Source organism: Microcoleus sp. N9_B4 (assembly GCF_036701635.1).
Classification (GTDB): Bacteria; Cyanobacteriota; Cyanobacteriia; order Cyanobacteriales; family Microcoleaceae; genus Microcoleus.
Genome location: NZ_JAUBRC010000081.1, coordinates 1 through 17,280 on the forward strand (window position 1 = coordinate 1; position 17,280 = coordinate 17,280).

13 protein-coding genes are annotated in these 17,280 nt (G+C 44.5%); 7 read left to right on the forward strand and 6 right to left on the reverse strand.

Going from position 1 to position 17,280, the window contains the following annotated elements; all coding sequences use genetic code 11:
• Nucleotides 1-425 precede the first annotated feature (425 nt).
• A complete protein-coding gene (locus QUA43_RS29590) occupies nt 426-872 on the forward strand; it encodes a hypothetical protein (protein WP_333379218.1) in 447 nt (148 codons plus the stop codon).
• 133 nt (nt 873-1,005) lie between these two features.
• On the opposite strand, the gene QUA43_RS29595 is transcribed toward QUA43_RS29590, so the two are convergent.
• From QUA43_RS29595 to ntcA, 3 genes are all read right to left on the reverse strand, one after another.
• Nucleotides 1,006-1,401 (reverse strand): pre-16S rRNA-processing nuclease YqgF, encoded by a 396-nt coding sequence (locus tag QUA43_RS29595; RefSeq protein WP_333379219.1) that lies wholly within the window; start codon nt 1,399-1,401, stop codon nt 1,006-1,008.
• A gap of 29 nt (nt 1,402-1,430) precedes the next feature.
• On the reverse strand, nt 1,431-3,113 hold the full coding sequence (locus QUA43_RS29600; protein WP_333379221.1) for a DUF3084 domain-containing protein: 1,683 nt from the start codon (nt 3,111-3,113) through the stop codon (nt 1,431-1,433).
• A gap of 77 nt (nt 3,114-3,190) precedes the next feature.
• Nucleotides 3,191-3,856, reverse strand: a complete 666-nt coding sequence (gene ntcA, locus QUA43_RS29605; protein WP_006634020.1) for a global nitrogen regulator NtcA — start codon at nt 3,854-3,856, stop codon at nt 3,191-3,193.
• A gap of 329 nt (nt 3,857-4,185) precedes the next feature.
• Here ntcA and fabI point away from each other — a divergent pair, with 329 nt between their 5' ends.
• Nucleotides 4,186-4,962: an enoyl-ACP reductase FabI gene (fabI, locus tag QUA43_RS29610; protein ID WP_006634022.1), complete on the forward strand. Its 777-nt coding sequence runs from the start codon at nt 4,186-4,188 to the stop codon at nt 4,960-4,962.
• A gap of 324 nt (nt 4,963-5,286) precedes the next feature.
• Nucleotides 5,287-5,925, forward strand: a complete 639-nt coding sequence (gene hisB / locus QUA43_RS29615; protein WP_333379232.1) for an imidazoleglycerol-phosphate dehydratase HisB — start codon at nt 5,287-5,289, stop codon at nt 5,923-5,925.
• 45 nt (nt 5,926-5,970) lie between these two features.
• Here the strand turns inward: hisB and QUA43_RS29620 are convergent, their stop codons facing one another.
• From QUA43_RS29620 to QUA43_RS29630, 3 genes are all read right to left on the reverse strand, one after another.
• On the reverse strand, nt 5,971-6,921 hold the full coding sequence (locus tag QUA43_RS29620; RefSeq protein WP_333379223.1) for a PmeII family type II restriction endonuclease: 951 nt from the start codon (nt 6,919-6,921) through the stop codon (nt 5,971-5,973).
• Between the two features lie 74 nt (nt 6,922-6,995).
• Nucleotides 6,996-7,841, reverse strand: a complete 846-nt coding sequence (locus QUA43_RS29625; protein WP_333145976.1) for a TdeIII family type II restriction endonuclease — start codon at nt 7,839-7,841, stop codon at nt 6,996-6,998.
• 158 nt (nt 7,842-7,999) lie between these two features.
• Entirely contained in the window at nt 8,000-11,209 is a 3,210-nt protein-coding gene (locus QUA43_RS29630; protein WP_333379225.1) for a glycoside hydrolase family 15 protein, read from the reverse strand.
• A gap of 111 nt (nt 11,210-11,320) precedes the next feature.
• Between QUA43_RS29630 and QUA43_RS29635 the strand changes: the two genes are divergently transcribed.
• The 4 genes from QUA43_RS29635 to QUA43_RS29650 form a co-directional block, all read left to right on the forward strand.
• Entirely contained in the window at nt 11,321-11,458 is a 138-nt protein-coding gene (locus tag QUA43_RS29635; RefSeq protein ID WP_015178876.1) for a hypothetical protein, read from the forward strand.
• Between the two features lie 207 nt (nt 11,459-11,665).
• Nucleotides 11,666-12,397 carry a WecB/TagA/CpsF family glycosyltransferase gene (locus tag QUA43_RS29640; RefSeq protein WP_333379227.1) on the forward strand — a complete coding sequence of 244 codons (732 nt, stop codon included), beginning with the start codon at nt 11,666-11,668 and terminating at the stop codon, nt 12,395-12,397.
• Nucleotides 12,398-12,689: 292 nt separating this feature from the next.
• Entirely contained in the window at nt 12,690-14,408 is a 1,719-nt protein-coding gene (locus QUA43_RS29645) for an AAA-like domain-containing protein (protein WP_333379229.1), read from the forward strand.
• 89 nt (nt 14,409-14,497) lie between these two features.
• Nucleotides 14,498-17,280: WD40 domain-containing protein (locus QUA43_RS29650; protein ID WP_333379230.1), on the forward strand; the 2,783-nt coding region annotated here is incomplete at its 3' end.

Sequence of the window (17,280 nt, forward strand, 5' to 3'; positions counted from 1 at the left end):
GTGGCTGGAAACGCTATGTACGGGCTTTCACCGTGATTTACGTTTCAACGAATCGCACTAATCATTCCAATGCAACCGGAATTGATATAACAGAGTCAGTTCGCGATCGCCTGGGCGTCTAGAAACCAGGTTTCTAGGAAAATCAAAGGTTTAGTAAGGAGAAATATATGAAGAAACCCGGTTTCTCAGATCAGCGTGAAGAAGTCATAAAACCTTAAAAATGTCCTAAATGCAAGAGATTGCTTTCCTGCGATCGCATTGACATACTTATGTATTTTCACTGGTGTAGGTGCACAGTTCGCACCTTACTTAAACCGACGGTGTACCGTTTTCCCTGCACCTCTCACCTCTGAGATTAAATATTATTAATATCCAGCAAAGATCGCTTAAGATGTAATTATATAGTTAAAACCAGGAGTGACCAGATGTTTTATAAAGATAGAGTTAAGGGCATTAAAGGAGTAGTTCTAGTTATGGCAGGCATTAGTGCGATCTGCTTTTTAACTGCCTCAGCAGAAGCAACTGCACTAAATCAACCGATTGACAAAGTTCGGGCGATCGCACCCAACACTTTGGGCAATAATCAACCGCTGCAAATTGCTCAAGTTGAGGGATGTCCGAGGGCCGAAATGGTGCAATTTTTCGCAACGCCCAACTTTTCTATATACATTTGCAAAACCCAGGAAGGCGATATTTTTTACCGAGGCCTCAGCAAAATAAATGGCAGCCAAATCAATGTCATGCAAGTAACGACAGGTGACGACGGAACTTATGAAGCGACTAACGGCAATATTATCTATTCGATTAACCCAGAACGCCTGCAAGTCCGGCAGAATGGTAAGGTAATTTTGACCGAAGCTGTCATCAAGTAACACTAACTGTTATTTAATGAGAAATTAACTAAATTTAGGGTGTATTTTATTTAAGTTAAAAATTCAATATCCGCAAAAACATATTGCTTCCTTAATAATCAAAGAGAATCAGTGGTAACGCTTATAAAATTGACTAACTTTTGTTTAAATACCTCTGAATTAGGACGATCGCCACAATATCATCTACCGGCCGTGGCGGAGTCCGCATCCCCTGGGGAATCAAGCGAGAAAGTCCGGTCGGAGGGTACATTTCCCAGTAGCGTTCCTTGGCTTCCAAACTGCTGAACCTCTCGTCAACCCGAACAATTTCGATCTGCGACGACAAACTCTGCGTCAGTTTTTGTTTCCAACTCTTAGAAGTCGTTTGATCTCCCATCACTAATAACTCAATGGGAAACTGTTCGCACAAAGATTGAATAGTAGATATCGCTGCTTCCGACTGCACAACTTGATGGTAGCAGACCTTCTTATCTCTACCCATTACAGCTATGCCGCATTTGTCTTTGCCTGGATCGAAACCTAAAATCATAGCCAGTTACCTATTATTAATTACGCAAATTATTTTTTAATTTTCAAATCTCCTGGGTTTTGTGTTTGTTGTCCGGTGCGGAAAACAACGACTCCGTTTTCACGAGCAACTAAATCTATTTTAAGCGGGCCGGCGATGTAAGTGACATCAGTGGCGATCGCCTGAACGTCCAGCGGTTTCTCGTACTGCTGCAATCGCTCGATAAAACCAGCGAAAGTTTCAATCTCATTGTCTGCCACTTGAACTCTACCGCCGACAACACCGATCAGGCGAGCGCGAAATTGACAAGCTTCTATCAATTGCAGCAACTGCTGCCGCACCTGTTCGTCGGTCAAAGTCACGGGATCGACAGCAACCCCTGCAATCACATCTCCAGCGCGGAACACAACTCGATTGATTTCTGCTTCTGCAAATACCTTAATTAGCTTTTCTTCCCGCAGGTAATTAGCGCCGGCGACAATCCGCACCACGTAATCTTGACCGTCTTTAACCTGACTAATTAGTTGATCGATTTCTGCTTTAGTAATTTGAATAACCTGCTCTTTAGCCTTCTTATTTTCCGGCTGCATCAGTTCGACGGTGGTTTTATTTGCTTCTTGCAAGAGTCGATCGATCGCGCGGCTTGCCGTACCGGGATCGGTAATGCGAACCACGCCAGCAGCTAAAATTTGACCGCGCCTGATGGCAACAGTACCCTCGCGGATTGCCTGAAAATCGCGTTCCAAAATTTGCACTTGTTGCTGCAAGACAGTTTGTTGCTGTTCGAGTTGAGCTTGTTGCTGTGCCAAGGTTTCTAGGAGTGCTTCCCTCTCGGCAATTACTTTGTCGCGCTCGATAATAGTTCGATCGCGCTCAGCCAGATTTTGCATCCGCTGAGCAATTTCCTTGTCCCGCTGGGCAATTAGTTCGTTGCGATCGACAATTTCTGCGTCTCGCCTGGCAATTTCTCTCTCTCGCTTGGCAATTTCTCGATCGCGCTGGGCAATTTGAGTTTTTACCTGCTCGATTAATTGTTGGCGTTCCTCTTGCAGTTGGGCGATTTCCGCTCCTAAAGTCGTTTTTTGAGCAGAAACTGTTTTCAATTGGTTCTCGGTGCGATCGAGCTGAGCTTGTGTATTCGATCGGATCGTTTCAACCAGTTTCAATTGTTCTTCGGTGCGGGATTTAGCCGCTTCCACACTGCTGAGCTGTGCTTCTGTCTGGGATTTAGCCGCTTCTACCTGACTTAACTGCTGTTCAGTTTTAGACTTGGCTGCTTGCACGCTGTTAAGCTGAGCCCGCAGCGAGTTTAATTTTGTTTGCGTCCGAGCTTGCTCGGCATTAGCTGCTTGGAGGGATTGATTAATTTGCTCTAATTTGGATTTAGCTTGCGCTTGAGCGGTTTTGGCTCCATTTAATTCAGTTTCAACTCGATTTTTTTCTTGAGTGGTTTCTTTGAGTTCTCTGCGGGCTTGGTTGAGCCTTTTTTGAATCTCGTCTATTTGAAAAACCCCGGTTCGCAGCGGCTTGCTAGTCGCAAACAAAATACCCAGAGTCAGTGCTGACAGGATGCTGCCGGCCATTACTGTCACAACAACAGCAGTATCGCGGGGGCGAAGTTTGAACAAGCTCAACCTTGCCTTGCCGACTTTCGTCCCAAGGCGATCGCTGACAGTGGCGATCACACCCCCCAACACTAAAATTACAAATACCAGGATGTATCCAGCAGTCATTCCGATTTTAGATTTTGGATTTTGGATTTTGGATTGAATCTAAAATCCAAAATCCAAAATCCTATACTTTCTCGGCATCAAGTGAATTGCTGGCTTAGGGCCACCGGGTTGTGGACTGTGATCTTTTTCTTGTGGATCGAGATCATGGTTTCTTGTCTGAGATCCCCCAGCAAACGAGTCACAGTTACCCGCGTCGAGCCGATCGCTTCGGCGATCGCCTGGTGGGACAGCTTCAAATCTATCGTAATCCCCTCTGTACCGGGCACGCCAAAATCCCGGCACAGAATCAGCAAAAAGCTGACAAGTCTCGAACCCATATCTCGGTGCGCCAGCGTTTCAATCATCATCTCGGTTTGCAAAATCCGAGACGACAGTCCCCGCAGCATCACCATCGACAATTCCGGGTCTTCCTTGAGCGCTTTCTCGACTTGTTCGATCGGCAGCGAGATCAATTCCACCGGCGTAAAGGCTACCGCGTGGTAAAACCTGTCCGATCGGTGTCCCGTAATCAGAGACAGCACCCCAAATACGCTATTTTCGCGCAGGAGGGCGACTGTAATTTCTTCCCCTGCTTCGTAAACCCTGGAGAGCTTCACAGCACCTCTAATGAGAACGTAGACGCGCTCAGCCGGGTCTCCAGGGAAAAAAATTGTCTTGCCCCGTTCAAAGGTTTCCACAATGGGTGGAAACGCCCCGCCGCTGATTTGGCGGAACACGGCTGCTAGCGGTCTATCATGCGTCACGACTAGATCCTTTGTACTAATCAATACTTTATAACTTGCCGATTAACCTTATTGAGTAAATATACTGCCCAACCTCCAATATCCAAGGATTCTGTTACTTCCATCTAATGTTAAGGTAAACACGCACTGTATGATTAAATCTAGCCCTTCTCTTAACTTTTTCAATTCCGCCCCCATGTAGCTCCACAGCAAAATTAATATCAATTGTGTCTCAATTGTGTCTCAATTGTGTCTGAATCAGTTAAAGCTGAATCAGTTGTGTCTAAACTGGCGGGGTTGTCGCAGAGAGCCAATGAGAACGGTGCAAGTTGCTTCTAGAAGAAATACAGATGATAGATTTGACCGGAAAAAATGCTCTTGTTACGGGCATTGCCAACAATCGCTCGATCGCCTGGGGCATCGCTCAGCAGCTCCACAAAGCTGGGGCCAACCTCGGCATAACTTATTTGAAGGACGAGAAAGGCAAGCACGAGCGCAAAGTCGCTGAACTGGTGGAACCGCTCAATCCCAGTCTGTATTTGCCCTGCAATGTCCAAGACGAGAGCGAAATTGAGTCTACTTTTCAAACTATCGCCGACAAGTGGGGCAAGTTAGATGTCCTGATCCACTGTCTGGCTTTTGCTGGCAAGGACGAACTTTCGGGAGACTTCACCAACACTTCGCGCCAAGGTTTCTCCAATGCTTTGGATATTAGCGCTTACTCGCTGGTGCGGCTTTGTGCTGCTGCTAAACCCCTGATGGCCGAGGGCGGCAGTATTGTGACCCTGACTTACTTGGGCGGCGTCCGGGTAGTTCCTAATTATAATGTGATGGGAATTGCTAAGGCGGCTTTGGAAATGAATGTTCGTTATCTGGCTGCTGAACTGGGCCCGTTAAATATTCGGGTAAATGCGATTTCTTCTGGCCCGATTCGGACTCTGGCTTCGTCAGCAGTTGGCGGTATTCTGGACATGATCCACCACGTTGAGGAAGTGGCCCCGCTGCGGCGGACGGTGACTCAGCAGGAAGTGGGAAATGCTGCGGCTTTTCTGTGCAGCAATCTCGCTAGCGGAATTACGGGTCAAGTTTTGTATGTCGATGCCGGTTACGAAATCATGGGAATGTAACGGTAGTCGAGAGTTTTGAGTTATGTAGGGGCGGGCTTAGACAATAAACTTTAACTTTAACAAGTAAGTTTTATGCAAAAGCCGCCCCTTTCGAGAGTTTTGAGTTTTGCATAATTCTCTTAACTAAACACTTGAGAATCAGCGCTGATCAAGCTGTAATCTTCAATTATATTATGTCCGGTCGATTACCCCTAATACGGTAGGGGCGGGTTCACGAAAAATATCTGCCAATAATTGACAATATCAAAAACCCGCCCTTTTAATCGCTCGATCGGACATGATATTACTAATTATCAATAACTAATGAATGACCAATTGCGAATTATGGAGATAATCGATCGCCCTTCTCTTCCTCCTGCAAGTTCAGTTCAACCAGGTAGGGCCGCCTTGGTGAAACGCACGACACTGGAAACGGATGTCACTGCTAGCCTCAATCTCGACGGTGTGGGAACTTGCAAGGCGTCTACGGGGATTCCGTTTTTAGACCATATGTTGCACCAGATTGCTTCTCACGGATTGATCGATTTGGATGTGCAGGCGATCGGGGATTTGGAGATTGACGACCACCACACAAACGAAGATGTGGGAATTACCTTGGGCCAAGCCCTAGCAAAAGCTGTCGGGGATCGATCGGGCATTTCTCGCTTCGGACATTTCATCGCACCTTTGGATGAAGCTTTAATTGAAGTAGTGCTAGACTTTTCGGGACGCCCTCACTTAAGTTACAGCTTGGAAATTCCCAACCAGCGGATCGGCACTTACGATACCGAATTAGTGAAAGAGTTTTTTTCGGCGGTGGTGAACCACACTCAAATGACACTGCACATTCGACAGTTGCAGGGCGGGAATTCTCATCACATTGTGGAAGCGGCGTTTAAGGCATTTGCGCGAGCTCTGCGGATGGCGGTGGAAATCGATCCGAGGCGCGCCAGTCGGATTCCGAGTTCTAAAGGGGTTTTGTAGTTTGGGGTTTGCAGTAGCGTTTGGGCGCTACTGCAAAGCTGTAAATCAAAATATATCTGCTATATAGTTAAAAACACCTTGACTTCCCTCACCGTACTTTCCGATAAATTCAGCGATTAGTCGATCGCTACACCTTTCTATAGCATCAGCAATAGAACTTTGTGCTAAAACTTGACTGGCAGATTGACGCAAAACTTCAAACAAATTTACAGTAAAATCAGTATCTTCACTGACAAAATCCCACAGTTCTCGACCTATTAAAGTGATCATTTCCGAATTGGGCAAAATTTGCTTCAGCAAACCAAGTGTTACAGTTTTATTAGTTCTTTTGCCGTAAGCTATACCAATATAAGCGCGATCGCCCTCCTGAATTTTTTCCTCAATTTTGGCAGCCCAATATACTATCTGGCCTTTATCTATATCATTCGGGCCGCTTTTTACCTGTATCCAGAATTTCTCGCCATCACTGGTAGTTTTAATTGCGTCCCATCCTGACTCTTCCGGTGGACTTTCTGCACTTTCAGAGCAAGATATCAATAGTTTTTGAATAAAAAATCCCATTGAAGTGACAATAGACCTAGTAGCAGTCATATAAACATTAAGCCTAACAACTTCTTCGGGAGTGTCCAGATTTAACGCCCTAATTAAAAATGGGTTGGGATGAATTTTCCCTAAAGTCAAATTTTCAACCATAACTAGCTGTCGCCCAGTAAAATCTCGACAAATGCTGGCTAAAAAATTTTCAGCGATAGTAAGTTGCAGCGACAGTTGGCCTGAAGATATAAATGCTAAAATGCGTTCAATCTCATCGGGAGTAAATCTGAGCAGTCTTTTGCCAGAGATGCTGCTGATGCCGTTTCTGAGTGTTGCGGCTTCTAAGTTAAAAAATTCTTCTAACTCCGCAAAGTGACTGGCGAAAGAGCGAGACTTGCTGGCTGGCACTCCTACTTCTTTTTCTAAAACAAATGCTAATAATTCATGAAGTTGCTCTGACACTTTTATTTCTCCTAGACTCTGCTTTAAATATTACTTAAATGAAAAGAGAAAGCTGAGAAGAAATTCGTAATTTACTAAAATCCAAAAGCAAGAGCATCAAGCATATACTTACCCTTCTCCCGCCCAACTTCTTGATATATATCCAAAAGTTCTTCGTAAGCAGTCTCTCCCCCTATAATATTCCAAAACTCATGTCCCATAATGACAGCTTGTTCAAAGGGCGTGTACTTCCTTGCCACTGGCCATTGAAAATCTGAACGATTTGGCCCGTAAGGATTGTAAGCCATAGCATAATAAGATTGAGCATCGGGCCGAGACAGTCCGCACAGTAAATGATATCTCAGCAGTCGTTGAATTACCTCCAAGCATTGTCCTTTGTTGGGTTTCGATCCTTTAATTTCAAAGAAAAATTTTCTCCCGTCATGAGATAGCACGTACAAATCTGCTTTGACTTTGACCGATCGCGTAACTAAATGGTTAGTTTTTTGAGCCTCAAGAACAGCTTCTATCATTTCTTCAAAAGCAGGTTTATTTTCATTTTTGTCTGCTGACTGCTCAAATAGCGCTATCTGACGCTCAATTTCATGGATAGCCTCTATGCTAACTTCGCCAGAAATTTCATAGCTTCTGCTTGCTTCTTGGTGATGTTCCAAAGCAATGAGTTTTGCACATTCTTCATAAGTTGTGCCCAAGCTGCTGCTGAAACCTCTTTCAAACTCGTTAATCCGCAGCAACTCTGAGGGCATAATAGCAGCCTGAAACGGTTTCAATTGACCTTTAGAAGATTTGCATGATAAATATGCTGCTGGAATATCAAGTTTCGGTATTAGCCGTCCTCTGTATTGATTGACAAGGTTTTCGATGAAAACTTCTAAGTATGCTTTGATGATGGCGCGTGTAATTGAGCTAATAGCTGACATTATTTTACTGCCAATATTCAGTTTACTTTACTTGTTGCAAAAATGTAATAACTTTGTAGTTAGGACTTTAGCCCTTGCTGATGAGTTGGCAAAGAAAGGACGGAAGTCGTTACTACAAAAAGGTCGATCGAGACTTGTATTAACCACCCGCACTCTATCTATCCAAACTTCGTCAAGAACCGGAAAGCATCGAGTACGTGACTCGCGCAAACGTAAGGCGAAGTATTGTAAAAAGCTTGCCAAGCCGCCGCTTTATCTTCGTCGTATTTATCCGCTCTTTCCGGGTGTTTTCCTTGCCAATTCAGCCGCACCGCGTGACCGACTAATACATCTAAAACGATGTATTCTTCTACTTGCAATTCTGGGTTGCGCTGGGCGATCGCAGCCAACTCCATCAGCGCCTCAATATTGACTTGTCGGTATTCCGGGGCGACTATTTTATTCAGCAAATGCTCGATTTGTAGCGCAAAATTCTTTTCGCCCGGGGTCATTTCCGATAAAATGATATGGCTATCTAACCGATTGCGCCGCTCTAATTTGTCGCCAATTATCAAGCCTTTGCAGTGCCGCAGCAGTCCCCAAACACTCGGATAAAAATCCTTCGGTACGCGATTGACAGTACCTTCCATTTGCCGCTTCCGACGCCATCCTCCCCCAGGCATTGTGGGTTCTTCAGAAACTGGCGCTACTACCCATTTAATATCTTTTTCCGGCTGTTTGACGCGCAGGGATTCTTGCTGTTTGAGGATTTGATTCATTTCCTCGTATTCCGTCAACACTTGGCGCAGGCGATTTTTGATTTCAAAGGGACTTAGCTGCATTAAATGTTCGTAAGCTTCATTTTGCGTAACTCCCAATTCGCGGGCAAACTCGCTAGTCAGCAGCAAAATAAAGTAGCTAACTCTTAGCGTCAGCAGGCCTTTAAATAACTGCGGTTCGGCTTTAATTAGCAGGCCAAGGTAGATGAGAACTTCTTGAGTTAGAACTCGATCGCGAATGTCTTCTCCGCAGAATTGGCGAATTTTGTCCATCACTTCCGTATAAGAACCAGGGCGCGAAATTATCGAATCTTCGCTGTAGGCTTTACCCACAGCAATCTGCTTTTGTCGCACCAAAATGTCTGTCACCGCATCGGACAAGCTGATATCAACCTTGTCCAGCAAACCTGCGGCATGGCGGATGACTGCCCATTGGATTTTTGATTGCGAACTTTCTCCAGCTTTTATATAAACTTCGTTGAGTAAATCCACAACTTTAACTGTTTCTTGCGCCCCTCCAAATCCTGTATCAAAATTTAATCCTTTGAGTCTAACTAACGTGTGCAGCAACTCAATTTGTTCGTACAAGTTTTCTGAATCGCGCAGGCTAGTTAGCAAGAATTGAGTATTAGTTTCGCACTCTAATTTAAATTCTTGCGTGTGACCCAACGGCCAAGTTTTTTCAGGATTGTAAGTTAGATAGCTTCTGGTTTCTACTGCACCTGTCACCGGAGATTCTGTGAATTCAAAATCGTGCATAAAATCAATTCTTTCGGTGCCAGCGGTCAGCATTAACTGCTTAATATTTCCGAGTTTAACTGGCGTGTTGTTACAGTGTCCATCCCGGAATTCCTTCATTAATTCTAACAGCGCTTCCCGCCCGGTTTCCAGCATCGTGTGAGTCAGCATCAGCGTTACCGTAGGGCGTCCCAACTGATACCAGTGGCGGTGAATGTGAGCTATTTCGCTCTTGATTTGAGCTACTAAAAAATGGTAATCTAAAGTTAAGTAAAACTCTTGTCTGTTCAAAAATGAGGGGAGAAATACGATCGCCTCTTCGCGAATTTTAAACACCCGAGAAGTTGTTAAACTCCGCAGACGGCGCACGGGGCGGCCGGTTAAGCCTAATTGGTCGTTGCGTCCAATTTGCGTGTAAATAGCTGATAATTCTTTAGTCTGGCGGACTTGAATAGGTTCTACCTGTTTTGGGGTTTGCGCGGCAATGCCGTTAGCGGCTAATTCTGCTTGCAAATCTTCGTCTTCAGCTAACAGTGCAATTTGCACTAAAGGTTCTCTGTGTTGGCCCACTGACAGGTGCCTTCCCAGCGGGTCGATGTCGCCAACTGCGATTAATCCTTCGTTCAGCAATTGACCGAGAAAATACAAACTTTGCGCCCAAACGAGGGGAATATTTTCATTGGGTAAGCGCTGCTGGCTGCGGGGATTGAGCTTTTCTGCTTCTATATTTTCGGCGGGGACGTAGTACAATTCGGGTAGTAGTGGCAAACCAGAGCGATCGACTGCTAGAGATTCCAAACGCTGCTGGTACTCCTGCACTTGGGCATGATTTCCCTGAAATATGCCGTCCAACAATAAATAAGTGAAAAATAGCGGCCACTCGCATTCAATGTGCTCGAACTGCCTTAATTCTGTGGGTTCGTAGTGCAGGCGATCGGCATCTTCCAACACTGTTTGGTGTCCGTCCCGCAGAAACCGCTTGCAGCCGTATTTTCCTTGCAATTTGTCAATAATCTTATTTCGAGTCCGTTCTATTAATTCTCGATCTTCCACAGCAAAAGCCGGAAAACTAATCACGCTCAATAAAGCTGCATCTACTTCTTTTGAACTAGATTCGCGAGGCAAAAGCGATTCCAAAGTTATGCGACTTCTGGCAATTTCGTCGGGCAAAACGTGAATAACTGACGCTTGAGAACCTTGAATACCGAACAAATCCAACCCATTTATTGCTTCCAGCGCTGCTTTGGCCATTCCAACTGAACTGGCGTTCAATTCTGCATTGCCGCGATTAATTTTATGGCCTCTTTCCCAAATTCCGTAATCCGGAGTGCGGTAGGCTCTACCGATGTAGTAAACTAAATTTTGCACAAAATTGACTTCATCTATTGTAAAAATTACGTGCAGCCCGGAAGCCGTCATTTGAGCAAGAATTAATAAGAATATAGATGTAGCGTCTAACTGTAAATGTCCCCATTGGTCATCGCCGACAACAATACCTCCAGTTTGAGTATTGTATTTAGCGTGCAGGGCATCTAGGGGTGACTGAGTATTTTTAAAATGTTCTACTTTGCTCGATTGCTGCATCATCGCAAACAGCAATCCGCGCATCAGTTTGACTGTGCTGTGTTCGAGTTCAAATGTCCTGCCCTGATCGCCATCAATTTTGCGGTAAGCTAAACCTAAACCCCAAACCGCGAGAATGCTGTACACGTTGTCACGCACCCAGGCATCGGTGTAGTCGCCGTGGGCGTTAACGGCGGTACTCGCCGGCAGCAAACCAGTAATTGGATTTTGGCGCTTGAGGATGATGTTTTTGATTTGCTGGTAGTAATAATCTAACCTGGTTTGCCGCTGGGTTTTTGCGATCGCCATTTCGTTTTCCTTGTTTTTCCTGATGCGAGCCGAATTGGGGTGAATAGACTTTTAAATATATCAGAGATTAGATCATTTCTCAAGTTATCCAAACACAAAAAGGTAATTGCCATGTCTACCCACAACCACAATAACAACAGCGTTCCTTTCGTAAAAGTTGTCTACTCTACAGTGAAAATCAATGGTAAAATTGAGCTAGTACCGATGGAATGGTACGCAGACGGCTCTGTTAAAAAAATCGAACACTAATGCTCGATCGCACTTGGCTGGCAAACTCTAATAAACTTGCGCGACCCGTCGCTTACAAAAAAACCGGTTTCTGGGCCACCGAACGATGACTTAACAGACTATTGGTGGCACAAACCGGGTTTTTTGCGACCAAAACTGCTCTAGCGTCGATCGCCAATCTAAGATAATTTAAATAACTAGGTGTGTAGGAATCTCAAAGAAAAAAATATGGATCGATCGCGCCCGCAATTTTCAGTGCTGGGACTACCAGTTCACATATTAGATGATTATGCAGGTTGGCTGATGGAGCGCCTGCATCAAGGATTAGGAAGTCACGTGGTGACTTTGAATGCTGAAATGGCAATGCAAGCCGAGCAAAATCAGGCTTTAGCAGATGTAATTCGCAAAGCGGAACTGGTGATTCCCGACGGTTCGGGAGTGGTGCTGTACTTGCGGTTGCGTGGCAAACCGGCACAGCGCTATCCGGGGATTGAATTAGCAGAATCGCTGCTGCAACAAGCCGGAAAATTGCCTGATTCGGAACCACTATTTTTCTTTGGAGGTTCCCCAGGAGTGGCGGCTGCGGCGGCAGAAAATTGGCAACAAAAGGTTAACGGATTGTCGATCGCTTCTCAACACGGTTATCTTTCCGCAGATGAAGAGAAAGACTTCCGTGAAAGCCTCAAAAAAATGCAGCCAAAACTGATTTTTGTAGGCTTAGGAGTGCCACGCCAAGAGTTTTGGATTGCCGAACACCGACACCTTTGTCCTCAGTCAATTTGGGTGGGAGTTGGTGGCAGTTTTGATATTTGGGCGGGAACAAAAGACCGCGCGCCGGCTTGGTTTTGCAACAATCATTTAGAATGGTTGTACCGACTTTATCAAGAACCTTGGCGGTGGCGCAGGATGTTAGCTTTGCCGCAATTTGCATTGAAAGCTTTGGGGGATTTTCGAGCTTAAAAGTTCCCAATAGAATCGGGTTTACGGGTGTTATGGCTGATATTGCCGATCGCGCGTGAACCCGCAGCTACAATAATGGTGGTTAATTTACGTGACATGATACAGTATATTCCCGTAGAGCTGGTAAACTTAATCTAGTAAGTAGATCGGCATGAAAAAACAATAATATCTTGTCTGGGCGATCGCGAGCCAATATCTATAAAAGCCCGCAGCAAAGCCTTGTCCTCTTCACTAGATATTCTTGGGGCCCAAAGGGAGTAATAGCGAATCACCTTTAGTCAAAGTCGGATTTATGAGTAGTTCCCCAAGAAAGAAAAAAACGATCTTGTTTTTAGCAGCGAACCCTAAGAACTCTACGGTTTTGCGTTTAGGTGAAGAGGTTAAGGAAATTGCCGATGGGTTGCAACGCTCTAAAAAGCGTGAAAAATTTCAACTTGAGCAACAGTGGGCGGTAACGCCACGAGATATGCAGCGAGCTGTACTCGATTATAAACCAGAGATTGTCCATTTTTCCGGTCATGGTGTGGGAGAGGAGGGTTTAGCTCTAGAGGATGAGACAGGAAAGATTAAACTGGTAAATGCAAAAGCTTTAGCAAGTTTGTTCGAGCTGTTTATGGATCGGGTAGAATGCGTGGTACTCAACGCCTGCTATTCGGACGTACAAGCGGCTGCGATCGCACGTCATATTCCCTATGTTATTGGTATGAAGCAAGCGGTGGGAGATAATGCCGCCAGAAATTTCGCCGTAGGATTTTATGACGCACTGGCAGCCGGGGAATCTATAGAGTTTGCTTATAAGTCAGGCTGCGTTAGCATCAGTATGGCAGGTATCCCGGAAGAACTCACTCCAGTTTTAAAGAAGAAGTTAGATTTTGCTGACTTAGAGACAGCAGAACAAGCGATCGTTCCTGCTATTGACAATATACTTGAGGAGTCGTCCTCTGCGGTGGCAAATGTGCCATCGCTAGTCTCGCCTGCCGTTTTTCTCGCCAATTTAGATAACCCAGAAGGTTCTGTTAGTTTCGATTCCCCCCTATATATCGATCGTCCTCCCCTGGAATCAGACTGCTACCAAACTATTGCTAAACCTGGCGCTTTGATCCGAGTGAAATCACCCCGTAAAATGGGGAAGACTTCTTTATTACAGCGCATTTTACACCATTCAAGAGAACAGGGACATCAAACTGCCTATTTAAACTTTCAATCTGCTGATGGTAATTTTATTAGCAATCTCGATCAGTTGTTGCAATGGCTTTGTGTTGATATTACTAATCAACTAAATTTAGAAGATCGAGTAGCAGACTATTGGAAACAAGGGATGGGTAGCAAACAAAAATGCGGCAACTATTTTCAGCGCTACCTGTTAGCAACAATTACTACACCATTAACGTTAGGATTGGATGAAGTCGATCGAGTTTTTCAATATCCCCAAGTAGCGCAGGAATTCTTTGGTTTACTGCGGGCGTGGCATGAAAAAGCAAAAAACGAACCCGCTTGGAAAAAACTACGTTTAGTAATTTCCCATTCCAAAGAAGTTTATATTCCCCTCAACATCAACCAGTCGCCATTTAATGTAGGTTTATCAATTGAGTTACCAGAATTTAACCATCAACAAATTGTTGAGTTAGTACAAAAACATCAACTGAATTGGTCTGCCAGTCAGATAGAACAACTGATTGGAATGGTAGACGGGCATCCTTATCTGTTAAGAAAAGCCCTTTATGAAATTGCTCGCGGTTGTTTAACCTTAGAGGAATTTTTACAAAGTGCACCGACTGAAGAAGGAATTTACGGCGATCATTTACGTCATCATTTAATTCATCTCACTGCCGATCCAAATTTGGAAGCAGCAATGAAACAAGTAATTGCTAGTTCGGTTCCGGTACGATTAGAAGCCGAGCTAGCGTTTAAACTTCGCAGTAGGGGTTTAGTGAAGTTGCGAGGTAATGATGTGATTCCTCTGTGCAATCTCTGCCGCCTATATTTTAAAGACCGCTTGGGAGTTCATTAATTTGTACGTTGTTGCGCTTTAGCGCTAAATCTGGCGCTAAAGCGCAACAACGTACTTTTTTAAATAATTTAATTTTTGAGAGTTCGTTAATGAATGACAAACCCGATCTAAATTACGAATATCAAGTTGGTGGTAGCTTACCGATTGATGCGCCTACTTATGTTAGGAGACAAGCTGACCGAGATTTTTATGAAGGATTAAAGGCGGGAGAGTTTTGTTACGTCCTCAACTCGCGACAGATGGGGAAATCTAGCTTGCGGGTGCAGACAATGGCGAGATTGCAGCAAGAAGGATGTGCCTGTGCTGCCGTTGATATCACGTCAATTGGCACGTCAGATATTACTCCTCAAGAGTGGTATTTTGGAATTATTGACTCCCTGGTAAATAGTTTTGAATTGTACGATCGTTTTGATTCTTACGAATGGTGGACAAGTAACGAATTGCTGTCTCCTGTCCAACGTTTCAGCACTTTTATTAGAGAGATATTGCTAGAATTGATCGATAAAAATATCGTAGTCTTTGTTGATGAAATTGATAGCGTTTTGGCTTTAGCATTTGATATAGATGACTTTTTTGCACTTATTCGCGATTGTTTTAACCAGCGTGCAGATAAACCAGAATATAACCGCCTAACTTTTGCTTTGATTGGAGTATCAACACCTTCAGATTTAATTAGTAATTACCTTCGCACTCCCTTTAATATCGGGCGGGCTATTGAGTTAACGGGTTTTCAATTATCAGAAGCACAACCTTTGGCAGTTGGGTTAGAAACTCAAGCAGAAAATGCTCAGGCGTTGCTAGAAGCCGTATTATATTGGACAGGTGGACAACCATTTTTAACGCAGAAAGTTTGTAAATTACTTCGAGTTAATCTAAATACATATCCTATTGAAACTTATGCCAATTGGGTAGCGAATATAGTACGAGAGAAGGTGATTCAAAATTGGGAAGAGCAGGATGAACCAGAGCATTTGAAGACGATTCGAGATCGCATCTTACACAGCAAACAAATTGCTAGTCGGTTGCTGGGACTATATCAGCAAATTTTGCAAGAGAATGAGATTGCGGCTGATGATAGTGCCGAACAAATGGAACTCCGTTTAACAGGTTTGGTAGTTAAGCAATCTGGTAAACTTAAAGTCTATAACCAAATTTATAAATGTGTTTTTAATTCTGATTGGATAGAAAAACAATTAGCTAATCTCCGTCCCTACAGCGAAAATTTTAACGCTTGGGAAGATTCTGATTGCCAAGATGAATCGCGACTGTTGCGGGGTCAGGCGTTGCAAGATGCTCAAACTTGGGCGGCAGGCAAAAGCTTGAGCGATTTAGATTATCATTTTTTAAATGCCAGTCGGGAATTACAACAACGGGAAGTTCAACGAGATTTAGAAGCTCAGAGACAAGCTAATCAACTTTTGACTGAAGCGAATCAGACGCTAACTAAGGCACAGCAAAAAGCACGAGGGATTACAATTGGAACCTCTGTTTTTGCTGTGGCGGCTATCTTAATTGCAACTGGGGCAACTATTTTTGCCGGGAAGCAAGTCACTCAAGCTAATAATTTATCAAATACCATCCAGGAAAGTGCTTTTTCCAATCAATCATTTATTTCTGGACTGACATTTCAAGCACTGCTGGAAGCATTGAAGGCAGGCCAAGGATTCAAACAACTAGAGGCTTCAGCCGACACGAAAAAAGACATCAAAGGACAAGTGATGGGTGCGCTGCAACAAGCAGTTTCCGAAGTAAAAGAGCGTAATAGTTTAGAAGGATATAGCAATTCCGTATTTAGCGTCGCATGGAGTCCAGATGGCAAGACATTGGCTTCTGCTAGCGGTGACAACACCATCAAACTGTGGAACCTGCAAACCGGAAAACCGATCGCTACCCTCACTGGGCATAGCCTTTTGGTCAGAAGCGTCGCTTTTAGTCCAGATGGCTTAACTTTGGCTTCTGCTAGCGCTGACAATACCATCAAACTGTGGAACCTGCAAACCGGAAAACCGATCGCTACCCTCACTGGACATAGGAATGAGGTCACTAGCATCGCTTTTAGTCCAGATGGCAAGACATTGGCTTCTGCTAGCGCTGACAACACCATCAAACTGTGGAACCTGCAAACCCAAAAAAACATCAAAACCCTCACTGGACATAGCAGTGCAGTCAATAACGTCGCATGGAGTCCAGATGGCAAGACATTGGCTTCTGCTAGCGCTGACAAGACCATCAAACTGTGGAACCTACAAACCCAAAAAGAACTCGCTACCCTCAGCGGGCATAGCAGTTTTGTCAATAGCGTCGCATGGAGTCCAGATGGCAAAACCTTGGCTTCTGCTAGTGCTGACAAGACAATCAAACTGTGGAACCTACAAACCCAAAAAGAATTCACGACCCTCAGCGGGCATAGCAGTTTTGTCAATAGCGTCGCATGGAGTCTAGATGGCAAAACCTTGGCTTCTGCTAGTGCTGACAAGACAATCAAACTGTGGAACCTGCAAAGCAAAGAAGTCATTGCCAGCCTCACTGGGCATAGCAGTTTTGTCAATAGCGTTGCGATTAGTCCAGATGGCAAAACCTTGGCTTCTGCTAGCGGTGACAACACCATCAAACTGTGGAACCTGCAAACCCAAAAAAACATCAAAACCCTGACTAGGTATAGCAGTGCGGTCAATAGCGTTGCGATTAGTCCAGATGGCAAAACCTTGGCTTCTGCTAGTGCTGACAAGACCATCAAACTGTGGAACCTGCAAAGCAAAGAAGTCATTGCCACCCTCACTGGGCATAGCAGTTTTGTCAATAGCGTTGCGATTAGTCCAGATGGCAAAACCTTGGCTTCTGCTAGTGCTGACAAGACCATCAAACTGTGGAA

Excerpts from the sequence above, each read along its gene's own strand:
- QUA43_RS29590 (WP_333379218.1), top strand. The coding sequence starts at position 426 with ATGTTTTATAAAGATAGAGTTAAGGGCATTAAAGGAGTAGTTCTAGTT.
- QUA43_RS29595 (WP_333379219.1), bottom strand. The coding sequence starts at position 1,401 with ATGATTTTAGGTTTCGATCCAGGCAAAGACAAATGCGGCATAGCTGTA.
- QUA43_RS29600 (WP_333379221.1), bottom strand. The coding sequence starts at position 3,113 with ATGACTGCTGGATACATCCTGGTATTTGTAATTTTAGTGTTGGGGGGT.
- fabI (WP_006634022.1), top strand. The coding sequence starts at position 4,186 with ATGATAGATTTGACCGGAAAAAATGCTCTTGTTACGGGCATTGCCAAC.
- hisB (WP_333379232.1), top strand. The coding sequence starts at position 5,287 with ATGGAGATAATCGATCGCCCTTCTCTTCCTCCTGCAAGTTCAGTTCAA.
- QUA43_RS29625 (WP_333145976.1), bottom strand. The coding sequence starts at position 7,841 with ATGTCAGCTATTAGCTCAATTACACGCGCCATCATCAAAGCATACTTA.
- QUA43_RS29630 (WP_333379225.1), bottom strand. The coding sequence starts at position 11,209 with ATGGCGATCGCAAAAACCCAGCGGCAAACCAGGTTAGATTATTACTAC.
- QUA43_RS29635 (WP_015178876.1), top strand. The coding sequence starts at position 11,321 with ATGTCTACCCACAACCACAATAACAACAGCGTTCCTTTCGTAAAAGTT.
- QUA43_RS29640 (WP_333379227.1), top strand. The coding sequence starts at position 11,666 with ATGGATCGATCGCGCCCGCAATTTTCAGTGCTGGGACTACCAGTTCAC.
- QUA43_RS29645 (WP_333379229.1), top strand. The coding sequence starts at position 12,690 with ATGAGTAGTTCCCCAAGAAAGAAAAAAACGATCTTGTTTTTAGCAGCG.